General features: G+C 61.2%; 15 protein-coding genes. 4 read left to right on the forward strand and 11 right to left on the reverse strand.

Annotated elements, in window-relative coordinates; all coding sequences use genetic code 11:
* Positions 1-17 precede the first annotated feature (17 nt).
* Positions 18-563, forward strand: coding sequence for a hypothetical protein (locus K419_RS0120130; RefSeq protein ID WP_026843114.1), 546 nt, complete (start codon positions 18-20; stop codon positions 561-563).
* A gap of 72 nt (positions 564-635) precedes the next feature.
* On the opposite strand, the gene K419_RS0120135 is transcribed toward K419_RS0120130, so the two are convergent.
* The 3 genes from K419_RS0120135 to mltG form a co-directional block, all read right to left on the reverse strand.
* Positions 636-1,628, reverse strand: a complete 993-nt coding sequence (locus tag K419_RS0120135; protein WP_026843115.1) for a cytochrome c3 family protein — start codon at positions 1,626-1,628, stop codon at positions 636-638.
* A gap of 696 nt (positions 1,629-2,324) precedes the next feature.
* The gene (locus K419_RS0120145) at positions 2,325-4,244 is read right to left on the reverse strand and encodes a response regulator (protein ID WP_026843117.1); all 1,920 of its coding nucleotides are present in this window, start codon (positions 4,242-4,244) and stop codon (positions 2,325-2,327) included.
* Complete coding sequence (mltG, locus tag K419_RS0120150) at positions 4,241-5,242, reverse strand: endolytic transglycosylase MltG (protein WP_084154297.1); 1,002 nt, start codon at positions 5,240-5,242, stop codon at positions 4,241-4,243. Before mltG ends, K419_RS0120145 begins: the two co-directional genes overlap by 4 nt.
* A gap of 275 nt (positions 5,243-5,517) precedes the next feature.
* Here mltG and K419_RS0120155 point away from each other — a divergent pair, with 275 nt between their 5' ends.
* Both K419_RS0120155 and scpB read left to right on the forward strand, forming a co-directional pair.
* Positions 5,518-8,874, forward strand: a complete 3,357-nt coding sequence (locus K419_RS0120155; RefSeq protein WP_026843119.1) for an alpha-amylase family glycosyl hydrolase — start codon at positions 5,518-5,520, stop codon at positions 8,872-8,874.
* A 92-nt stretch (positions 8,875-8,966) separates the two neighbouring features.
* Positions 8,967-9,746, forward strand: coding sequence for a methylmalonyl-CoA decarboxylase (gene scpB, locus K419_RS0120160; protein ID WP_026843120.1), 780 nt, complete (start codon positions 8,967-8,969; stop codon positions 9,744-9,746).
* A 176-nt stretch (positions 9,747-9,922) separates the two neighbouring features.
* Here the strand turns inward: scpB and K419_RS0120165 are convergent, their stop codons facing one another.
* The 8 genes from K419_RS0120165 to K419_RS0120200 form a co-directional block, all read right to left on the reverse strand.
* The gene (locus K419_RS0120165) at positions 9,923-10,030 is read right to left on the reverse strand and encodes an RCKP-type rubredoxin-like domain-containing protein (RefSeq protein ID WP_012529120.1); all 108 of its coding nucleotides are present in this window, start codon (positions 10,028-10,030) and stop codon (positions 9,923-9,925) included.
* 10 nt (positions 10,031-10,040) lie between these two features.
* Complete coding sequence (locus K419_RS0120170; protein WP_026843121.1) at positions 10,041-11,528, reverse strand: M16 family metallopeptidase; 1,488 nt, start codon at positions 11,526-11,528, stop codon at positions 10,041-10,043.
* A gap of 43 nt (positions 11,529-11,571) precedes the next feature.
* Complete coding sequence (locus K419_RS0120175; protein ID WP_026843122.1) at positions 11,572-13,056, reverse strand: M16 family metallopeptidase; 1,485 nt, start codon at positions 13,054-13,056, stop codon at positions 11,572-11,574.
* 163 nt (positions 13,057-13,219) lie between these two features.
* Entirely contained in the window at positions 13,220-15,604 is a 2,385-nt protein-coding gene (gene lon, locus K419_RS0120180; RefSeq protein ID WP_026843123.1) for an endopeptidase La, read from the reverse strand.
* 85 nt (positions 15,605-15,689) lie between these two features.
* Complete coding sequence (locus K419_RS0120185; protein WP_026843124.1) at positions 15,690-17,636, reverse strand: ABC-F family ATP-binding cassette domain-containing protein; 1,947 nt, start codon at positions 17,634-17,636, stop codon at positions 15,690-15,692.
* A gap of 327 nt (positions 17,637-17,963) precedes the next feature.
* Positions 17,964-18,302, reverse strand: coding sequence for a YajD family HNH nuclease (locus K419_RS0120190; protein ID WP_012529125.1), 339 nt, complete (start codon positions 18,300-18,302; stop codon positions 17,964-17,966).
* 21 nt (positions 18,303-18,323) lie between these two features.
* A complete protein-coding gene (locus K419_RS0120195) occupies positions 18,324-18,899 on the reverse strand; it encodes an HDIG domain-containing metalloprotein (protein ID WP_026843125.1) in 576 nt (191 codons plus the stop codon).
* A 111-nt stretch (positions 18,900-19,010) separates the two neighbouring features.
* On the reverse strand, positions 19,011-19,952 hold the full coding sequence (locus tag K419_RS0120200; protein WP_026843126.1) for a DMT family transporter: 942 nt from the start codon (positions 19,950-19,952) through the stop codon (positions 19,011-19,013).
* 270 nt (positions 19,953-20,222) lie between these two features.
* Here K419_RS0120200 and K419_RS24215 point away from each other — a divergent pair.
* The coding region (locus K419_RS24215; RefSeq protein ID WP_226377747.1) for a tetratricopeptide repeat protein at positions 20,223-20,917 on the forward strand (695 nt) is incomplete at its 3' end.

Here is a 20,917-nt window from a genome sequence, read left to right on the forward strand (position 1 = left end):
GGGAAAGGAGAAACGCCATGTCAGGCCATGCCATAGAACAGATAAAGACCAAGCCGGCTGCCGCTTTGGGCCGAAGCGTAGAGAGTTCGATTGCTGCCAACCGCTGCCGCGAAGAGCTGGCCAGAAACGTCGACGAACTGCACGCGCTTTCCCGCAGGGGACTCTGGGGACTGCTACTGTTCCTTGGCGTGAGCGCCGCCGCCCTTTACCTGAGCCAGATGGAAGCGTGCAGCCTGATCCAGCTCCAGTTGAAGGAGATCTTCGGACCCCCCCCCCCTAGCGATTTGTTGCATGTGGTGCTGGCCGTTTCCTGGCTCTCGGGTTTCGTGCTGATCCTGGGGCGCCGGGGGGCGGACGGCAAACCTGGCTACAACTGGTGCAACATTGCGCTTCCCACCGCCTTCTACCCGCTCTACGTCTTCTCCGATGCAGCCGGCGCTTACTTTCCCGCGGTCTTTTGCGCCGGGCTCGTCATCTTGCTTTTGGAACATGGCTTTGCCGTCTGCTATGCCCGCAAGGTGATCCGCGAGGCCAACGACAGACTCAGCCGGCTTCCCCTATGACAAAAGCCACAAACGCAGCGACCGATAGGAAACCGGCCACTCGTCAGCGAGCGGCCGGTCTCGTTTTTACCGCTAGCCGCGCTGGTGACAGGAGTCGCAGTTGCCGGTGACCGAGAAGGCGCTCTTGCCGTCATGGCAGGCGCCGCATGACTTGGCCTTATTCATCTCCGCCATCGATACCGGCTTCCCTCCCCTTTTGGTGGGGAAGGTCCTGGTATGGCACTCGCCGCACTTGTACATCCCCAGGTGCGTGGCATGGCTGAACTTGACGTCCCCAACCCGGGAGACCCGGAATTTCACCTCCTGCACCGGGTGGCACTTCTCGCACTGTGCAACAGCGAACGCTTCCTTGGCATTGTGGCACGCACCGCATGATTTCCCCTTTTCCATGGCCGCCATGGTGACCGACTTGCCCGATCCGATAGGGTAGAGTTTGGTGTGGCAGGCGCTGCAGCTGTACATCTCGACGTGCTTTGAGTGGCTGAAGACGGTCGGTCCGGTTTCCTTCACCTTGAACACCACCTGCTTGGGAGCGGGGTGGCACCCGTCGCACTTGGCTAGGGCGAAGGCCTTGCCGCCGTTATGGCAGGCGCCGCACGATTTCCCTTTCTCCATCTCGGCCATCGAGACCTTCTTGTTGGGACCCGTCTTGTACAGGGCGTTGTGGCAGGCGCTGCACTGCATGCTCTTCAGGTGCTTGACGTGGCTGAAGAGCACAGGCCCTGTCTCCTTGATCTGGAAGGTGACGTTCTTCACCTTGTGGCAGCCGGTGCACTTGGCTACGCTGAAGGCCCGCTGGCCGTTATGGCACTTGCCGCACGATTTCCCCTTCTCCATATCCGCCATGGTGTACTTGGTCTTGGCCGTGCGCGGATTTTCATGGCAGCTCTTGCAGCTTACGTTGGGACTCTTGGCGGTCTTCTTTTTCAGGTGCTGTTGATGGCTGAAGACCACCTTCCCCCCGCCATCGGTGTTGTAGGTGACGTCCTTGATCTCAAGGGCGTACGCTCCGGATGACCCGACTGCGAGCGCGACCATGACGATGAATGCCGATCTGAATCCCATGGTTATCCTCCTTGTATGCTTTTATGAGCCACGCGTCCCTCTGCTCTGGTAGCCGAAAACATTTTCACGTCGATCTCTTTAGCATCAGTCGTGCCTAATCTGAATCAAACACTCCCTTTATGTGCAACTGTCCGTTTTTGCAGGCATTCCCTTTTCGGCGCCTAAGACGGGTCTCGCGGCTGGAGGCAAAAATGTATAGCGCCGCTATACAGCGGGGCTTTTGGCCCCGCTGCAGTCGGTTGGTAAAACGCATAAGTTCTCTATTGGTAGGCGCTTAGGGTATCGCCGGGAGATGTATAGAAAAGATATACGTGTGCCAAAAGCAGAAAATCGGGCAGGAAAAGAGGCACGTTCGCAGTCGCGGCGGGCCATTTATCTCCGGGGCACCCCTGGCCGGTCACCACCAGCACTATGTGCACCAGGATGCTCTTTCCTATGGTGGCGAAGGGGAAGACGCCGGCGTACCCCTGGTCGGCCAGGTCGTTGCCGGTCTGCTCCTTGATGTAGCCAAGCCCCGGCGTCGAGGTGTGCTAATGATTGCTTGGCAAGCCGTGCTCTAAACCAAGCGGGGTCGGGGGGGCGGGAAGGAGCGTGATGGATGGGGAGGTCAAGCGGAGTCGGTACTTCTAATGAATGAAAAAAGCCTGCGCTGGGCAGGCTTGCAAATGAACGGGAATTTGCGGTGGCGGGGCGCGGCTAACCGAAGATCCTCTTGAAGAGTCCCTTCTTCTCGGCTTCGCGCCTCTCCCGGATCAGCCGCATCCCCCCCAGGGCATGCCGCTCTTGCGGGTTCAGCCTGAGCGCCTTCTGAAACTCCCCCTCGGCGAGCCCGTCTCTTCCCTCGTCCAGCAGCATGCACCCCCGGAAGGCGAAAGCCTCGGCGCTGCGCCCCATCTGCAGGCTCTTGGAGAGGAGCATGCGGCACTTTTCCAGGGCGACTTGGGAACCGTTGTTGGCGGGGTTCTTGTAGATGGACCAGGCCAGATAGGCGCTGGTCTGCGAGTCCTCCGCGTCGAGGGTGTAGGCATCCTGCAGGGCGCGCTCGGCGTTGTTGTAGTCCTCCATCTCCAGAAAGACCTTGCCGGACTGGAACTGTATGCGCGCCTGGAGCGCGTCTTCCTGGCGCCCCCCGAGGCCGATCACGTTGGCGTTCAGCATCTCGTCGTAACGTTCCTTGGCGATGACGCTGGATAGGGTGTTGTAGGCGTTGGCGTAATGGGAAAGGACGTCCTGCGCGCGGGAGAGGGTGTCGCCGGAAAGCTGCATGAACTTTTCCGGGGAGTACTGGCGCGTCTTGAAGAAATAGGATTCCTTGAGGCTCGGGAAGCTGAAATTCGCCTGGGAGAGTCCGAAGATCTCGTAGTAGTTCTTGTTCTGGATGGCGGCGTAGTCGCGCTGGACCTCCTGCTCGAAGTCGATCTCGCTTGCCGAAAGCGGCGCGGCCATGCCGGTCTCGCCCACCGCCAGGTCTATGGAGTCGGAGACCTCGTCCACCAGGTCGTCGAAGCTCATCCCCTGGACCTCCACCTCGACCATCTCTTCGATCGGGCGGTTGAAGAGCAGCTTCTGGGGGAAACCCGCATCCCGGTCCTCAGCCGGTTCCAGGGCGAGGTTCACCATGCCCATCCGCACCAGGAAATCGAGGAACCACGCCTGCCGCGCGGGGGGGGCTGAGGCGAAGATTTCCCGGACGCTTTTACCTTGCCCCAACTGCTCCAGTACTCCGATCTCCTCGGGGCCCAGCCCCAGCAGGTTGGCCAGGCGGTAGTACGCCTCCGTTCTCAAGGGGAAGAGCGCTCCAAAACGGTTCAGGAAGCTGTCGGCCCCGAAACGGCCGCCCCCCTGTTTCGCCGCCTGGTACAGCAGGCGCGGCAACGAAAGGGGCGTGAGCGGGGGCTCGATGCCCCCTGCGTCCGGCAGAAACTGCGGGGTCTGATTCTGCAGCACCGCCTCGACGAGGACCTTGGCGAGGAACAGGCGCGACTGCTCCTGCAGCTCGTCGTAGCTCAAAAGTCCCGCCTCGCAGAGCGGCATCTTGCCCGGCCGGCTGAGCGGGTACTTCTCCAGGTCGCCGCGCAACAGGCGCCCCTCCGCCACCAGGAACGGGACGAACCCGGGCGAGGAGAAAGAGGCGGGTTCCCCGGAAAGAAAAACGACGCGCGTCCCGCCTCCCAACTGAAGTACGCCGCTTTTGCCGTTATGGTAGAGGTCGAGCAGCATGGCTGATAACTCCCTTGGTCCCGGCGGCGGGGCGAGGGCGGCGCCGACTGCCTCAAAAAAGGCGTCCTTGCCAAACGGCTTCTCCAGGTACGCCTTTACCCCAAGCTTCGCCGCTGCCCGCGCGTATCCCTCGCCGCGGAAAACGCCGGTCATGATGATTACCGGGAGCTCTTTCAGCTCCGGGTTCCTGCGCACCCGCTGCAGCAGTTCCACCCCGTTCATCCCGGCGAGTTTCAGGTCCAGGACCAGCAGGTCGAATTTTTCCTTTCCGAGGAGGGCTAGCGCCGTCTCGGCGTCGGCCAAAGCGCGCACCTCGTGCCCGAGCGACGCGAGGAAGCTGGTCAGCATCCCCGCCAGGCGGTCGTTGTCCTCGACCAGAAGGATGCGGTGTTTCACTTGGTCCCTCTCGGGGGCGCTGGCGGCGCCTTCAGGTACTTGTTCACGGCGTTGTTGTGGGAAGCCAGGTCCCGCGAGAACTGGTGGCTCCCGTCACCGCGTCCCACGAAGTAGAGGTAGGGGACGCGGGGCGGGTTCAGCACCGCCTCGATGGCGTCCCTGCCGGGGTTGCCGATGGGGCCCGGAGGGAGTGCCGGTATCTGGTAGGTGTTGTAGGGGGTCTCTTTCATGATGTCGTCACGGGAGACCTTGCCGGCGAAGGCGCGCACGCCGTAAAGTGCCGTGGGGTCGCTTTGCAGCCGCATCCCGATCTTGAGCCGGTTCTGGAACACCGCGGCGATGAGCGGCTTCTCCGCCGGCTGCACCGCTTCCTTTTCCACCATCGAGGCGAGGGTCAACAGTTGGATCTCGGAAAGCCCGCGGGCCTTCAAACGGTTCCTTACCCCGTTTTTCAGGAATTCCTGCTGCCGCTCTATCATCTCGCGCACCACCTCCTGCTCCGTTCTTCCGGGAAGGATGTTGTAGCTGCCGGGAAAGAGGTATCCCTCCGCGCTGGGTGCCTGAACCCCCAGCTGGGACAGCATCACCTCGTCGCGGCAGGCCCTGAGGAACTTTTCCTTGGTGAAGATGCCGCGCTTGTCCAGCATCTCGGCCACCTGAAAGCTCGAGTACCCTTCGGGGAGCGCGAAGAGCCGCTGGTACACGTCTCCGGTCAGCATCTTGGAAAGGATCCGGCCCGGCCGCATCCCGTTGTCGAAAAGGTAGACGCCGGCCTTCACCCTGGAGTCCCCTCCCATGAGGCGGGCGTACAGCGCGAAGAGTCGCCCGCTGGAGACGATGCCGCGGCTCTCCAGCTCCTGTGCCACGGCGCGCAGCGGGCGGCCCTTACCCAGTTCGACCATTTCGGTTCGTCTGCCGTCGCCTGCCGGCAATGACAGGAAGAGGGCAAAACGGGCAGCAGGCAGCAGTACGACTATCACAAGCAACGCAATGAACAACTTGCGGCGCGTTTTGAGGGCGTTTATAAGGCTGGAAGGTACGATGGCACTTATCCTATGTAAAAACGGGCTATTGCTGATTCAGTGACTAGGTGTAGGGGAAATCTCAAACTGTGTCAAGGGCAAATCCCTGACCGGAAAGGGATAGTACTGGATATTTCGCAAACTTAATAATAATTTTTTTAAAGACAGTCCAGGTATTCCAATGTATCATATCTGACCGTCCCGCCCTGCCGGGACCCGACCACAACCATACCGAGGCCACGAGGTGTCCGATGAAGCAGAGATTGATTAACTCCGACTATTTTCCCTTCCAGATACAGATCTCGGCGGATTGCGGCTCGAAGATTGAGCTGCGCGATCTGCTCGAGGAGCTGGAAGAGGTGCCCGGCATCATATACGCCAGGCGGGTGGCGGCCAAGCTGAACCGCCAGTTGGCCCCGCAGGAAACCCCGGTCCAGCCCGGCCTTTTGCATCTATATTCCATCCTGAGCCGGGTTTACCGCTACGTGCTCAGCCAGTACTGCTCCAAACAGCAGCCGGGCATACTGGCGGCCTTGATGGCTCAGGCGGGCTACCCGGATTTCTCCGGCGAGGCCGGCCGCGCCCTTTACCGTTTCATGGAGCTTTTCCCTTCCCGGCAGATGGTCCTGGGGAACGAAACCCCGGAAGGGCTATTGGCGCAGGACGGCGACGACCTCTCGCGCCGGCAGGCCTTGACCGCGGAGCTGCTCCTCATGCTCTTAAACGGGGAGAACCGTGCGCTGAACCAGTTTAGGCGCATCTTCGACGCTTCGGAACTGGCCTCCTCCTCCCCCTACCTCGCCGTGACCCTGGAGCTCGACCGCCGCCTGGCGAAGGCCCCCCCCTTCGAGCCGGTGGGGGTGGCGCTCACTGAGCTTCTGCGCGCCCCGCTGAAAGCCTCCCCCGACTCCCTTTCCGGCCAGATCGCCTACATCAGGGACAACTGGGCCTCTTTTCTCCCGCAGGAGCTTCTGGGCGAACTCGTTACCGCTCTCGACATCGTCTCCCAGGAAGGGCGCGCCTTCTTCGGCGGGCCGGGCGAGCCGAAAGTGCTCAAATTCGGCAGGAACGCGCAGCGCGGCGGCGACGACTATCCCGAGTATGAGCGCTTCTCCCGGGACGCCGACTGGATGGCCAACGTGGTGATGATCGCGAAGATGGTCTACGTCTGGCTGGGGCAGTTGGCGAAGACCTACCAGACCGAGGTGCGCACGCTGGACCAGATCCCGGATGCCGAGCTGGACCGGCTGTCGCGCTACGGTTTCTCGGCCCTGTGGCTGATCGGCATCTGGGAGCGCTCCCCTGCCTCCCAGACCATCAAGCGCATCTCCGGGAACCAGGAGGCGATCTCCTCGGCCTATTCGCTCTACGACTACGTAATCGCGCACGACCTGGGTGGTGAGTGGGCCCTGGAGAACCTGAGAAGGCGCTGCGCCGCGCGCGGCATCAGGCTTGCCAGCGACATGGTCCCCAACCATACCGGCCTCTACTCCAAGTGGACCGTGGAGCACCCCGACTGGTTCATCCAGCTCGATTACCCCCCCTATCCCGACTACCAGTTCAACGGGCCCGACCTCTCCCCCGACGGCCGGGTGGGGCTTTTCATCGAGGACGGATACTGGGACAAGCGCGACGCGGCGGTGGTGTTCAAGCACCTGGACCGCGGCAACGGCAGGGTGCGCTACATCTATCACGGCAACGACGGCACCAGCACCCCCTGGAACGACACGGCGCAGCTGAACTACCTGATCCCCGAGGTGCGCGAGGCGGTGATAGGGACCATCCTCCACGTGGCGCGCCAGTTCCCGATCATCCGTTTCGACGCCGCCATGACCCTTGCCAAGAAGCACTACCAGCGCCTGTGGTTCCCGCTCCCCGGGCACGGCTCCGGCGTCCCCTCGCGGGCCGAACACGGCATGGACCGCCCCGGTTTCGACGAGGTCTTCCCGGTCGAGTTCTGGCGCGACGTGGTGGACCGGGTCGCGGTCGAGGCTCCCGACACGCTCCTCCTGGCGGAGGCGTTCTGGCTCATGGAGGGGTACTTCGTGCGCACCCTCGGCATGCACCGGGTCTACAACAGCGCCTTCATGAACATGCTGAAGATGGAGGAGAACGCCAAGTACCGGCAGACGATGAAGAACGTGCTGGAGTTCGAGCCGGAGATTCTGAAGCGCTTCGTCAACTTCATGAACAACCCCGACGAGCGCACCGCCGTAGAGCAGTTCGGCAAGGAAGGGAAGTACTTCGGCGCGACGGTGCTCCTGGTGACCATGCCGGGGCTCCCCATGATCGGGCACGGACAGATCGAGGGGTTCCACGAGAAGTACGGCATGGAGTACAGGCGGGCCTACTGGGACGAGCCGGTGGACGAGCATCTGGTGGCCCGGCACGAGAGCGACATCTTTCCGCTCATGCGCAGGCGCCACATCTTCTCGGGGAGCGAGCAGTTCACCCTGTACGACTTCTTCAGCGGCAACAGCGTGAACGAGAACGTCTTCGCCTACTCCAACCGCAACGACGGCGAGCGTGGGCTGATCCTGTTCCACAACGCCTACGCCTCCACCGCAGGGTGGATCAGGAGCTCTTGCGCCGTGCTCAGGAAGAACGCCGCAGGGGGGACCTCGCTGGTCCAGACCAACCTGGGGGAGGCGTTGGGCTTCAAGGGGGACGGCCGTCATTACTACTCGTTCCGGGATTACGCCTCGGGGCTTTGCTACTTGAGAAACGGCCGGGACCTCTGCGACCAGGGGCTTTACGTGGAGATGGGGGGGTACGAGTACCACGCCTTCCTAGACTTCGAGGAGATCTACGACGACGACTTCGGGACCTGGGGCGCGCTTTGCTACCGCATGAACGGGGCGGGGGTGGAGAGCATCGAGGAGGAGGTGAAGCAGGTTCGCTACGCCTCGGCCCACGGCGCCCTGCAATCGCTGCTCGCCAAGGCGGCCGCTGCAGCTAAGGAGCAGGGCGCCACCGCGCAGATCATCCTGTCCCAGCTGGAGCCGCTTCTGGCAGCCTTCTTCAAGGCCCTCGCGCCGCAGGCTCCCGAAAAAGTGCAGCGCCTTCTGGTGAGCGCTTTCGGAACCGAAGCGGACGACGCGCTGCGGGGGGGAGCGGCCGATCCGGCACGCGCCCCCGGGGACTGGCTCCTTCTTTGCGCCTATATGGCCCTGCATCGGATCGGCGATCTTTCAGGCGAGGAATCGGCGGAGGTGGTCGATGCGCTGGGCCTGGTGCGCCCGGTGGTGCACGCCTTTCACGCGCTTCCCCCCGCCGAGCCGGAGGAGGCGGCAGACCTCTCGCCGGACGCTTACGGGAAGCTTTTGCGGGTGCTTTTGCGCCATGACTCCTTCTTCTCGCGCTGCCGCGAGCTTGGGGTGCTGAAGAGCTGTGCGGCGCTTTTCTCCGACCCGCCGGCGGCCGGGTTCGTCTACCTGCATGAAAGCGCGGGGGTGCAGTGGTTCAACAAGGAGCGCTTCGAGCTCCTGCTCGATTGGTTACTGAAGCTGGACGAGGACCGTGCGCTGCACGGGATGCTCAAAGAGAGTGCTGCGGTCGCCGGCTACCGGCTCGATGAGCTAATTAAAATCTTGGGGTCTCCTTCCTGATTTTTCGTTTTAACCTGATAAACTCGAAGGCTGGCGCTTGACCACGCGGGGCGTCCTATCTATCGGCGGTACTAACGTGGAAGGAGAAACCAATGGCGGTCATCAGTACCCAGTTGCAGGACAATATCGGGACCATCACATTCAACGATCCGGACCACAGAAACGCCTTGAGCGGCGTGCTGATAGACGAGATGCTGCAGTCGATCGGCGCACTGCAGAAGGGGAAGATGCGGGTGCTGGTGATCCGGGCGCCCAAGGGATCGAAGGTCTGGTCGGCGGGGCACGACGTGCACGAGTTGCCCATGCCCGGCCGCGACCCGCTGGCCTACAACGACCCGCTGGTCACCGTCTTGAGGTCGATCCAGTCGCTTCCCATACCGGTGATCGCCATGATCGAGGGAAGCGTTTGGGGCGGCGCCTGCGACCTGGCGCTTTCCTGCGACATCCTGATCGGCTGCCACAGTTCCACCTTCTGCATGACCCCCGCGAAGATCGGGGTCCCCTACAACGTCTCGGGCATCCTGCATTTCATGAACATCATGGGGGTCAACTTCGCCAAGGAGATGTTCTTCACGGCGGAGCCGCTCTCGGCGGAGGAGGCGGTTAGGGCGGGCCTTTTGAACCACCTGGTGGAGAGCGAAAAGCTTGAGGAATTCACCTACGCCATGGCGGCCAAGATCACCAGGAACAGCCCGCTCAGCATCGGGGTGATCAAAGAGCAGATCCGGCTCCTGGCGAGCGCCCACCCGCTTTCCCCGCTCACCTTCGAGAGGGTGCAGGGGCTGCGCCGCACTGTGTACGACAGCAAGGACTACGCGGAGGGGATCAAGGCGTTCCTGGAAAAGCGGACGCCGGTGTTCAGCGGCGAGTAGTAATGCCCGGCCCCTGTCGCCATGTAGGGCCAGGGATGTCTCACCCCTGCCTTGTGGGAGAGGGGCTGGGGTGAGGGCGGCGCCAAGGCGAGCCGCACGCATCACCTGAAACGCAGAAGGGCCAGGCAAAACGCCTGGCCCTCTTGTTTTTGGATTTCTTCCGGGATAATTCCGGATTACTCCTCTTTCTCGAAGTTCCCCTTTTCCTGGCACTGCGGGCACTTTTGAGGCTTGCATCTTCCTTCCTTGGTGAACCCGCAGCTCTTGCATTTCCAATTTGCCATGGTCTTCCTCCTATTTGTTGTTGTTCAGCTTTATTTCCTGCACCGTCCCGAACAAGGAAAGCGGCTGGTCGAACTTCTTCTCATTTCCTACCACCACCAGTTTCATGGCGTCCGGGCGCAGGTACTGCCTGGCCACCCTCAGTACGTCGGCGCGGGTGACGCGGGCGATGTTGTCGCGGTAGTGCTCCAGGTACCCTTCCGGGTAGCCGTAGAACTCGAGTCTCGCCTGCTGGTTCACCACCGTGCTGCTGCGGTCGAACCCGAAGATGAAGGAGTTGATGATGGAGTCCTTGGCGAGCTTCAGTTCCTCGTCCGAGACCTCCGCCTGCGTCATGCCGGTGATGATGGCGTTGAGCAGTGTGATCGCCTTGGCGGTCGATTCCGACTTGGTCTCGGTCTCGGCCACAAACGACCCCTTGAAGCGCCGCCCGACCTCGAAGTAGCTGTCCACGTTGTAGGCAAGTCCCTGGTTGGAGCGGATCTCCTGGGTCAGCCTGGAAGTGAAGCCGCCCCCCAGGATATAGTCCATCACCTTGATCGCGTAGAGGTCCGGGTTGTTCTTGTCGATGCCCAGGTGCCCCATCCGGATCACCGACTGGTTCACGTCCTTTTGCACGTGCAGCACGGCCGGGGTCAGCTCCTCGCTTGGTTTCGGGACCGGCGGGAAAGGCGCGGTCCGGTTGGGCCAGTCGGCGAAGAGTTTTTCGAGGTTTTGCAGCAGCTTTTCGCGGTCGAAGTCGCCGGAGACGGCGAGTATCATGTTGGCGGGGTAGAAATAACGCTTCTGGAACTCGACCATGTCTTCGCGGGTGACGGCCTTCACCGTGGCGATGGTCGGTATGCGCCCCAGCGGATGGTCTGCATAGATAGCGCGGGCCAACTCGCGCCCGGCGATCTCCTTGGGGTCGTCGTTTTGCCGGCGGATACCCTCAAAGGCGTGGCTCTTGGCGATCTCGACCCGCGCCGGATCGAACGCCGGCTCCTTGAGGATCTCGGCGAAAAGCGCCAGGGTCTTGTCCAAGTTGACGCTCAGGGTCGAGAAGGAAACCCCTGCGTGGTCGGAGTTGATGGAGGATTCGATGGAGGAGGCCATGAACTCCAGCTCGCGGTCCAACTGCTCGGGCGGGGTCTTCAGCGTCCCTCCGCTTCTGAGCACCGCGCCGGTCAGGGCGGCAAGCCCCACCTTCTCCTTCGGCTCGTAGATGCTCCCGGCGTTCAGGTACGCGGTCAGGTTTACGATGGGGAGTTCGCGGTCCTGCAAAAGGTAGACGATCATGCCGTTTTTGAGCTGGACCCGGTCGCTCTTGGGGAGCTTGAAGTTAAGAGGCGGGAAGCTCATGTTGCGTGGCTGCGCCAGCTGTTGCGCCTGCGGGGCGTCGGGTTTCGCAGCGCTTCCCTGCATGGTGCTGCAGCCGGCGGTAAAGGCCAGCAGTATCCCAAAGAGCGTCAACCTCGCTTGGCTTTTCTTGTTAAACAAGCTGTTTCCGAATGAAATCATTACTTATGGTCCCCTTGTCGAATTGCAGTGGGATTCTCTATGGCTACTGGGCCTTCGGGGTGATGAAGCCTACGTTCCTGTTCTCGCGCGTGAAGTACTGCTTGGCCACCCGTATCACGTCCTCGGGGGTGATACGGGCTACCTTCTGGCGATGCTCGATGAGGTAGCGCCAGGTGCCTGCGATCGCCTCGTATTCGGTCAGGTTTCTGGCGAGGCCGCCGTTGGACGCCATCTGGCGCGATTCCTCGAACTCCAGGTGGTTCAGGATCTGCTGCAGCTCGTCTTTCGTCATAGGCTCAGTCTTCAGCCGCTCCAGCTCCTCGTAGATCGCCGCCTCGACCTCCGCCACCGTGTGCGGCGCCCTGGGGGTAGCGTTGATGATGAAAAGGTTAGGATAGCGGCTTCCGGGTGCGCCGAAGGAGGAGACCGAGGTGGCCAGCTTCTTCTCCAGCACGAGCTTCTTGTAAAGCCTGGAGGTGCGGCCGTCGGTCAGCAGCATGTCGATCGCGTCGAACACGTAGTCGTCCGGGGCGGGAAGGGTCGGCTTGTGGAACCCGACCATCAACTCCGGCTCGGCATCCCCGACCACCTCGGTCCGCTTCTCGCCCGCCTGTTCCGGTTCCTCCACGGCAACCGGTGGGACCGGCGTCCCCGGAGGTATGTTCCCGAAGTATTTCTCCACCAGCGCGATCGCCTTCTGGGGGTCTATGTCCCCCACCAGCGCGACGATGGCGTTATTGGGGGCGTAGTACTTGTGCAGGAAGTTCTCCGCCTTGGTCCTGGTCAGGTTCTCTATGTCCGACATCCAGCCGATGGTCGGCTGGCCGTTGGGATGCGCGTTGAAGGCGTCGGCGATGAAGGTCTCCCAGAGTTTCCCCTGGGGCTCGGCGTCATACGAACGCCGCCGCTCCTCCATCACCACGTTTCTTTCGGTGTAGAACTCCCTGAGCACCGCGTTCTGCATCCGGTCGCTCTCGATGCTGGCCCAGAGTTCCAGCTTGTTGGAGGGGAGATTGATCAGGTAGGTGGTCCCGTCCTTGCTGGTGAAGGCGTTGTAGCCCGACCCGCCGTTTCGGGCGTAGATGTCGGCAAACTCCTCCTTAACCACGTACTTCTCCGCCTCCTTCTCCAGGCGTGCCAGTTCCGCGGTCAGTTGTTCGATCCGCTTCGGGTCGGCCTGATCCCTCTTGATTCTCTCCGCCATCAGCTTCTGGGCCGTAGCCTCGATCCGGTCCAGGACCGGCTTTTCAGCAGCATAGTCCCGGGTCCCGAGCGTTTTGGTCCCCTTGAAAAGCATGTGTTCCAGCAGGTGGGCCAGGCCGCGCTCGTCGCTGCGCTCGTCCACGCTCCCCACCCTGAAACGGATCCAGGCCGCGACGGTGGGGGAGGTGTGACGCTCCACCATGAGGAGCTTCATCCCGTTTTTCAGGGTGTGTTCCTGCACCCGCTCCGCGAGCCCCTGTGCGAAGCTGGTGGCGGCGCCGGCGACAATGGCGAGAACGACGACGCATCTTGATATGGTCTTCATGACTACCTCAGCTTGGTCCGTTTAATGTGAAGCGAACAAAAAGATAGCATTTGTCCTGTTGAAGCGCAAGGGGGGAGGGGGGCTTAAAGATGCTGGGAGAATAGCTTGGGGATGGCGGGGACATCCCCCCTCGCCCAACTGGGTGGGGAGGGGGGGCGATTTGTTATTGAGGAGGAGGCGCTCCCGCCGGAGTACGGGCAGAAGTGGCGGCGGTAGGAGCAGGGGAAGTGGGGTTGAGAGCCTGAACGAACACCTCGCGGATATCCTCTACGAAGAAGAATTCCAGTTCGTTCTTCACGTTCTCGGGGATGTCCTCAAGGTCCTTCTTGTTCTTGGCGGGGGCCAGCACCTTCTTCACCCCGGCGCGCCGCGCGGCCAGCACCTTCTCCTTGAGCCCGCCGATGGCGAGGACCCGCCCGGTGAGGCTCATCTCGCCGGTCATGGCCACGTCCCTTCGCGCTGCGCGTCCGGAGAAGAGCGAGACGATTGCGGTGGCCATGGTGATCCCGGCGGAAGGGCCGTCCTTGGGGATGCTCCCGGCCGGGACGTGAATGTGGAGCGTGGTCTCGTCGAACATCTTCTTGTCGATACCGAGTTCAGCGCAGTTGGCCTTCACGAAGGAAAGCGCGGCCCGCACCGATTCCTTCATCACCTCGCCCAGCGATCCGGTGAGGATCAGGTCCTCTTTTCCCTTCATCTTGGTCGCTTCCACGAAGATGATGTCCCCGCCGCTTTCGGTCCAGGCAAGCCCCGTCGCCACGCCGACCCGGTCCTTTTCCGAGGCGACCTCGTCGAAGAACTTCGGCGCACCCAAGAGCTCCGAGACGGTTTCTGGATCGACCATGGGGCGCACCTTCTTCCCTTGGGCCACTTCCTTGGCGATCTTGCGGCAGATGGAGGCTATGTTGCGTTGCAGGTTCCTGACGCCGGCCTCGCGGGTGTAGTCGTGGGTGACCCGGTAGATGGCCTCGTCGGTGAACTGGGGCGCCATGCTGGCGAGCCCGTTCTCCTCGACCTCGCGTGCGACCAGATAGCTCTTGGCTATGTTCAGCTTCTCCTCGTCGGTGTACCCGGAAAGGGTGATCACCTCCATCCTGTCCTTGAGCGGCGCGGGGATGGGGTCGAGCTGGTTTGCCGTGGTGATGAACATCACGTTGGTAAGGTCGAACGGGACGTCCAGGTAGTGGTCCGTGAAGGAGAAGTTCTGCTCGGGGTCGAGCACTTCGAGGAGCGCGCTGGCCGGGTCGCCCCGGAAATCCGCGCCGATCTTGTCTACTTCGTCCAGCATGAAGACGGGGTTGTTGGAGCCAGCCCGGTTGATCTCCTGGATGATGCGCCCCGGAAGCGCGCCGATGTAGGTGCGCCGGTGCCCCCTGATCTCGGCCTCGTCGCGCATGCCGCCCAAAGAGATCCTGATGAATTTGCGTCCCAGCGTTCTTGCGATCGACTTCCCGAGGCTGGTCTTGCCGACGCCCGGAGGGCCCACGAAGCAGAGGATCGGACCCTTCATCTTGTCCTTGAGCGACCGGACCGCCAGGTATTCCAGTATGCGTTCCTTCACCTTCTTCAGGTCGTAGTGGTCCTCGTTGAGGATGGTCTCGGCCTGGTTGATGTCACGGTTGTCCGGGGTGCTGACCTGCCAGGGGATGGTGGTCAGGTAGTCGAGGTAGGTGCGGGAGACAGTGTACTCGGGGGAGGCCGGGTTGATCCGCTCCAGCCTGCGCATCTCCTTTTCCGCGATCCTGCGCACGTCCTCGGGCATATGGGCGCTTTCGACTTTGGACCTCAGTTCGTTCGCCTCGCCCAGCCTGGAGTCCTCCTCCCCCAGTTCCTCCTGGATCTGCTTCATCTGCTCGCGCAGCAGGAACTCTTTCTGGCTCTTCCCGACCTTCTTGGTTACCTCAGCCTGCACCTCACCTTTGATCTGCAGGCGCTGGACCTCGTTGGTCAGGTGCATGTAGACCTTTTTCAGCCGCTCCAGTGGATCTAAGGTTTCCAGGAGCTTCTGCAGTTCATCGATGGGGAGGTTCAGGTAGAGTGCCACCAGGTCGGAAAGGCGCGCCGGGTTGTCGATGAAGTCGATCATCTTCATGACATCGTCGGGGAGGGGGCGGCCGTAGGAGAGGGCGATCTTGAGGAGGGCGTTGAGGCTTCCTACCAGCGCCTCGGACACCATGGACTTTTCGGCGAACTCGCGCACCGGTTCCAGCCTGGAGAGCGCCACCGGCGTCTGCTGCACGATGGCCAGCACCCTGACCCTGATCACCCCTTCGAGGACGACCTTGGCTCCGCCGCCGGCCAGTTTGTTGATCTGCATCACCTTGCACAGTGTGCCGATTTCATGCAGCGCCGGAAACAACTCTCCGGTCGGCTCTTCGCGGAGTTTGACCAGTGCCACCAGGTTGTTGAACAGCACCGCTTCCTCGAATGGAGGCATGTCCTCCTGTTTGAGGAAAATGGTGAAGACCATGTATGGAAAGGCAATGATTTCCCGCAAGGGATAAAGCGGGACGATCTCCGGCATATTTATGGTGATGTTCTCTGTCATGGCGGGTTCCAGGTGTTTTTGTTAGGGGTTTTGAAAACTTAAATAGAGTACTGGAACCCTTTGCTGTGTCAACCGCGACTGCCGTTTACGCCGACTCCCATGCTTGGTACAGCGACGCGATTTCTTCGGTCAGTTGCGCGTGCCGTTCACCCGCTAGACGCGCGGCTTCATGGTCCGAGAAGAAGTCGGGTGCGGCCATCGCCTGCTCCAGTTCGGCCAGTTCCCCCTCCTTCACGGCGATCTTCTGCTCCAGCTCTGCCTGCTTGCGCTCGCGGGCGCGCTCCTCTTTCTGGCGCTGTTTGTCCTGCTCGCGCTGCTGCTGCCGTGACAGCCGGTCCCCCCCGGCGTCGCTGTCGTAAGATTCGGTCTTTTTCTGTTCCGCGGGCGAAGGGGTGAGGCGTCCTCCGCCGTCGCTAGCCGACGCCGGCGCCGTTCCGGAGGTCTTCTCCAGGTAGTATTCGTAGTCGCCGTAGAAGCTTTCCAGCTTCCCCCCGCCGACCTCGACCACCCTGGTGGCGAGGCCGTCTATGAAGTGGCGGTCATGGGAGACGAAGACCACGGTGCCCGGGAAATTCTTGAGCGCCTCGAGGAGGACCTCCTTGCTGAAGAGGTCGAGGTGGTTGGTCGGCTCGTCCATGAGGAGCAGGTTGGAGGGGCGCAGAAGCAGCTTGGCGAGCGCCAGGCGGTTTCTTTCGCCCCCCGAGAGGACCGCGACCCTCTTGTGGATGTCGTCGCCGGAAAAGAGGAAGGCGCCAAGGATGTCGCGCAGTTGCGGCACCATGTCGAAGGGGGCGTCCGCCAGGAGTTCGTCGTAGGCGCTCCTGGAGGCATCCAACTCCTGCGCCTGGTCCTGGGCGAAGTAGTCCTTGATCACGTTGTGGCCGTCCTTCACGCTACCGGAGGTGACGTCGGCGTTTGCCATTACCCGCATCAGGGTCGACTTGCCGGCGCCGTTGTGCCCAACGAGGGCGATCCGCTCGCCGCTTTCCACCGTGAGGTCGATGCCGTCCAGGACCACGTTGCTGCCGTACGCCTTGGTGATGTTGGTCAACTCCATCACGGTCTTGCCGCTTTTGGGAGGGGTGGGGAAGCTGAAACGGATCTTCTTCCTCTCCGGCGGCAGCACGATGCGTTCGATCTTCTCCAGCTGCTTGATGCGCGACTGCACCAGCGCCGCCTTGTCGGTCTTGTAGCGGAAGCGGGAGATGAAGTCCTCGATCTTCTCCACCTCCTCATCCTGACGTTTTTTAGCGTCCCTGAGTGCGGAGACCCGCTCCTCCCTGAGCACCAGATAGCGGCTGTAGTTGCAGTGGTAGTCGGAGATGTCGTGGTTCCATACCTCGGCTATGCGCGAGCAGACCTGGTCCAGGAAGAAGCGGTCGTGCGAGACCAGCATTACCGAGTACGGGTAACCCTGCAGGTACCCTTCGAGCCAGTTGCGTGCCTCGATATCCAGGTGGTTGGTCGGCTCGTCCAGAAGGAGCACGTTCGGTTTTTTCAGGAGCAGTTTGGCCAAGGCGATGCGCATCTGCCAACCGCCCGAGAACTCGCCGCACTCCTTTTCCCAGTCGGCGGGGGAGAAGCCGAGGCCGGTGAGGACGTTTCCCACCTCGCTTTCCATCGAGTACCCCCCCTTGAGGCGGAACTCCTCCTGGAGATGTCCGAAGCGGTCGAGCAACTGGTCGTGTCCCGGGGCGTCGTGGGGTTCCCGCTCCAGCCGCGTCGTGAGCTGCGCGATCTCGCTCTCTATTTCCTGCAGCTCCGAGAGCGCCGTCATCACCTCGGCGAAAAGAGGCTGTCCCTTCGCCACGATGCCGTCCTGGGGGAGGTAGCCTACCGTCCCGCCGCGCGCGATCTGGATCTCGCCGCTGGTGCTTTCCACCTCGCCAGCGATGATGCGCATCAAGGTGGATTTGCCGGCGCCATTCTCGCCGACGAGACCAACGCGCTCGCCCTTTTTCAGGTGCCAGCTGATATCAGTGAAAAGCGGTTTCCCCGCGAAGTCCTTGGAAAGCTTCTTCAGGTGCAGCATGTCTGGATGTTCCTTTTGGGATATGAGAGGTGGGGCCTAGCCCTGCACATTAACGGGGTATTGTAGGAGGAGAGGCGGGAGTTTGTCAAAACCAAAACCATTAACAAGGAGAACATCTGAGGACATCTGAGAAAATCAGGAGAGAAGCCTAAACCTGTAGCCACGGAGAAAATCTGAGGCCGTCTGAGAAAAAGCTGGAGCCAAACAACCACAGGGGAAAACCGGGAAAACAAGGGCAGAAGAAACAAAAGGCGGGGAAGCCTCTAGTTCCATGCTTCTCTCCCGCAGTGCTCAGATTTTCTCAGAAGTTCTCCTTGTGAGAGGTTTTCAGGGTTTCTTCTCTTTCCCCTCAAGGTACTCGGCGAGGATGGTGCGGCTGTGCTCGTCGTCGTGACAGTAGACGCAGAGGTTCTCCCAGTTGCTCCCGTCGGGCGGGTTGTAGTTATGGTTGCCGTCTTTATGGTGCACGGTCAAAAGGTGCAGGTTGGCAAGCTCGAACTCCCTCCCGCACTTGGCGCAGATCCAGCCGTGCAGCTTGAGCGAGCGCTCCCGGTAGTTGTCGGGGCGCTGCTGCTCGCCGCGCATCTTGCGGACCAACTCGTCTATCTCCTCGGCGCTCTTGGGCGGGACGCTCTTAGGTCCGCGCGGACGAAACGATGGACTCATCTCTGTCTCCTTTTCGGGGCGCTACAGGTTCCCTTTTAGTCCGATGGCTTCGGCCTCGGTACGCATCCCGTCGATGGTGTCGGCGATCAACTCGGGAAGTTCGACGCCGAGCATGGCGGCACCCTTCTCGATAACCGACCGGTCGGCGCCGGCGGCAAATGCCTTGTCCTTCCATTTCTTGGTGACGCTCTTCACCGGGAGGTCCAGGATGCTCTTGGACGGCCGCACCAAGGCTGAGGCTGCCACGAGCCCGGTCAATTCGTCGATGGTGAAAAGGGTCTTCTCCAACCGGGAGAGCGGCTCGACATCGCTGCAGATCCCCCAACCGTGGGAGACGACGGCGCGGATGTATTCTTCGGGCCATCCCGCTTCACTGAGGATCTCCGGAGCCCGGTGGCAGTGCTGGTCCGGGTACCGCTCGTAATCGACGTCATGCGCCAGCCCGATCACCCCCCACATCTCCTCGTCTTCCCCGTACTTCTTAGCCAGGTGCCGCATCACGGCTTCGACCGCCAGCGAATGCCTCTGCATCTGGTCACTTGGCAGGTACTCTTTGATCAGTTCCCAGGTCGTCTCCCTGGTCGGTTTATTACTCATAGGTCTTCCCTCCGCTTTCATCGATTTAGACAAAGACAAAGAAATGCGTGCGACGGACGCGAATGTAGCCAACAACGGATGAGGTGTCAATGCTCCAGCGGACGCGCCGTCTCAGTCGGCAATGGCCTGCGATCTGACATAGAGCACGAGTCCCAATAACGACAGCACGACCCCGGCGCCCCCTGCGTATCCCGGCCACGCCCCGCCCAGAAAGATGATCTCCCCTAACAGCGAGAAGACCACCTCCATAGCCTGGGTGGCATCCACCGCGGAAAGCTCGAAAGGGGTCCGCGCCAAGTGCCGCGCCTTGAAGAAAAGCGTGGTGGCGATGACGCCGGAGAAAACGGCAACGATGGCGGTATTGAGCAACTGCCCCCCGGTCGGTGCGGGAGGCCGCAGTACGACTGTCAGCACCACCCAGAAAGGGAGGGAGCCAATCACCATGATCAAGACCCTGCCGATGCTGTTGTCGAGTACGCCACTTTCCACCTTGGGGATGAACGCCATGCTCCCGTGCCGCGCCTCCCATACCAACTGGTTGCCGAGGGGGTAGGCGAATGCGGCGGCAAGGACCGGGACGATGCCGAGCATGGTTTCCCTCCACGACGCGGCCGTTGCCTGCTCGCAGGTGACAAGGACGATGCCGGTGAAGATCAAAAGCGTGAAGAGGATTCCCCGCATGGGTACGCGCTTGCGGAAAAGGAGCAGCACCAGCGGCGTGGCCAGGATGGTGGACTGCCAGGTGGTGGCTACTACCCATCCCGGCGCGAAGGACGAACTAAAGGTGAGCAGGGAGTAAAAAACGCCGAACCCGGTGCTGCCTGCGATGGTCCAGAAACACCAGTTGCGCCGGTAGGTGGCGAAAACCTCCCACAGCAGGCGCGACTTTCCGGTCAATACCAGCCAGGCGCTCAGCATGGCGAACATGTAAAGGTATCGAAGGCTTGCACTCCAGAGCCAGTGCCCACCCTGCAGGCTCATGGCACGGTTGAGGACGAAGGTGCTGCTGAAGAAAAGTGCGGAAAATACGCCGGTTATTATCAGTCGTGTCATTGGGGCCTTTACTTGGTAAACGATCAATTCTGCCGGAGGGGTAACTCTGTAACTGAAATCCCGCTCCAGGTAAAGAGAAAACTCCGGTGCTCGGGCAGGCGCAAACGCCCGAAAAAGTGCCGTGGAATGGGGCTCGGCACGGGTGTCAAAAGCGCCATTCTGCGTTGACAATAATTGTCTATAGTGATACTTTCCGACACGTTCAACGCTTTATACCCTACCGCTCGGAAAGGTTCACACGTGCATTTTTATAATATTTTCCGTGCTTCATTGTCAAAGATCCTCATTGTCCTGCTTTTGGTTGCGCTCACAGTACCGGCGCCCTCCTTTGCTCTTGATTCAGAAGATTCTCAGATCTTTATCTCAGGATTTAATGCCTATCAGAAAAAGGAATATAAGACTGCCATTGACAGTATGTCAGTGCTTCTCAAGAAGTATCCTGACACACCGCTCAAGGACATGGCGATATTTTGGCTGGCGAGGGCGCACTATAAGGCCGGGCATCAGCAGGACGCAGCAAAATACATGGCGCAGTTCCTGCGGGAATACCCGGAGAGCCCGCTCAAAGCGACGGTCGAGGATGGGCTGCTGGCGCTGGCGGACAAATATGAGAAGGGCGAGCCTCTTGAGCTGACTTCGAAGCCGGTTGAGAAACCGGTTGCGGCGCCGGCAGCAACTGCCATTGCAAAGGCAGCTGCTGCCGAGAAAGCCGCTGCCGAGAAAGCCGCTGCCGAGAAAGCCGCTGCAGAGAAAGCCGCTGCAGAGAAAGCTGCTGCAGAGAAAGCTGCTGCAGAGAAAGCTGCTGCAGAGAAAGCTGCTGCAGAGAAAGCTGCTGCAGAGAAAGCCGCTGCGGCAAAGGCTGCTGTCGCAAAGATTGCCGCCGAGAGAGCTGCCGCTGAGAAAGCCGCTGCCGAGAAGGCTGTTGCCGAGAAGGCTGCTGCAGAGAAGGCTGCTGCAGAGAAGGC

Origin of the sequence: Citrifermentans bremense R1 (assembly GCF_000426865.1) — a bacterium.
Taxonomy (GTDB): Bacteria; Desulfobacterota; Desulfuromonadia; order Geobacterales; family Geobacteraceae; genus Geomonas; species Geomonas bremensis.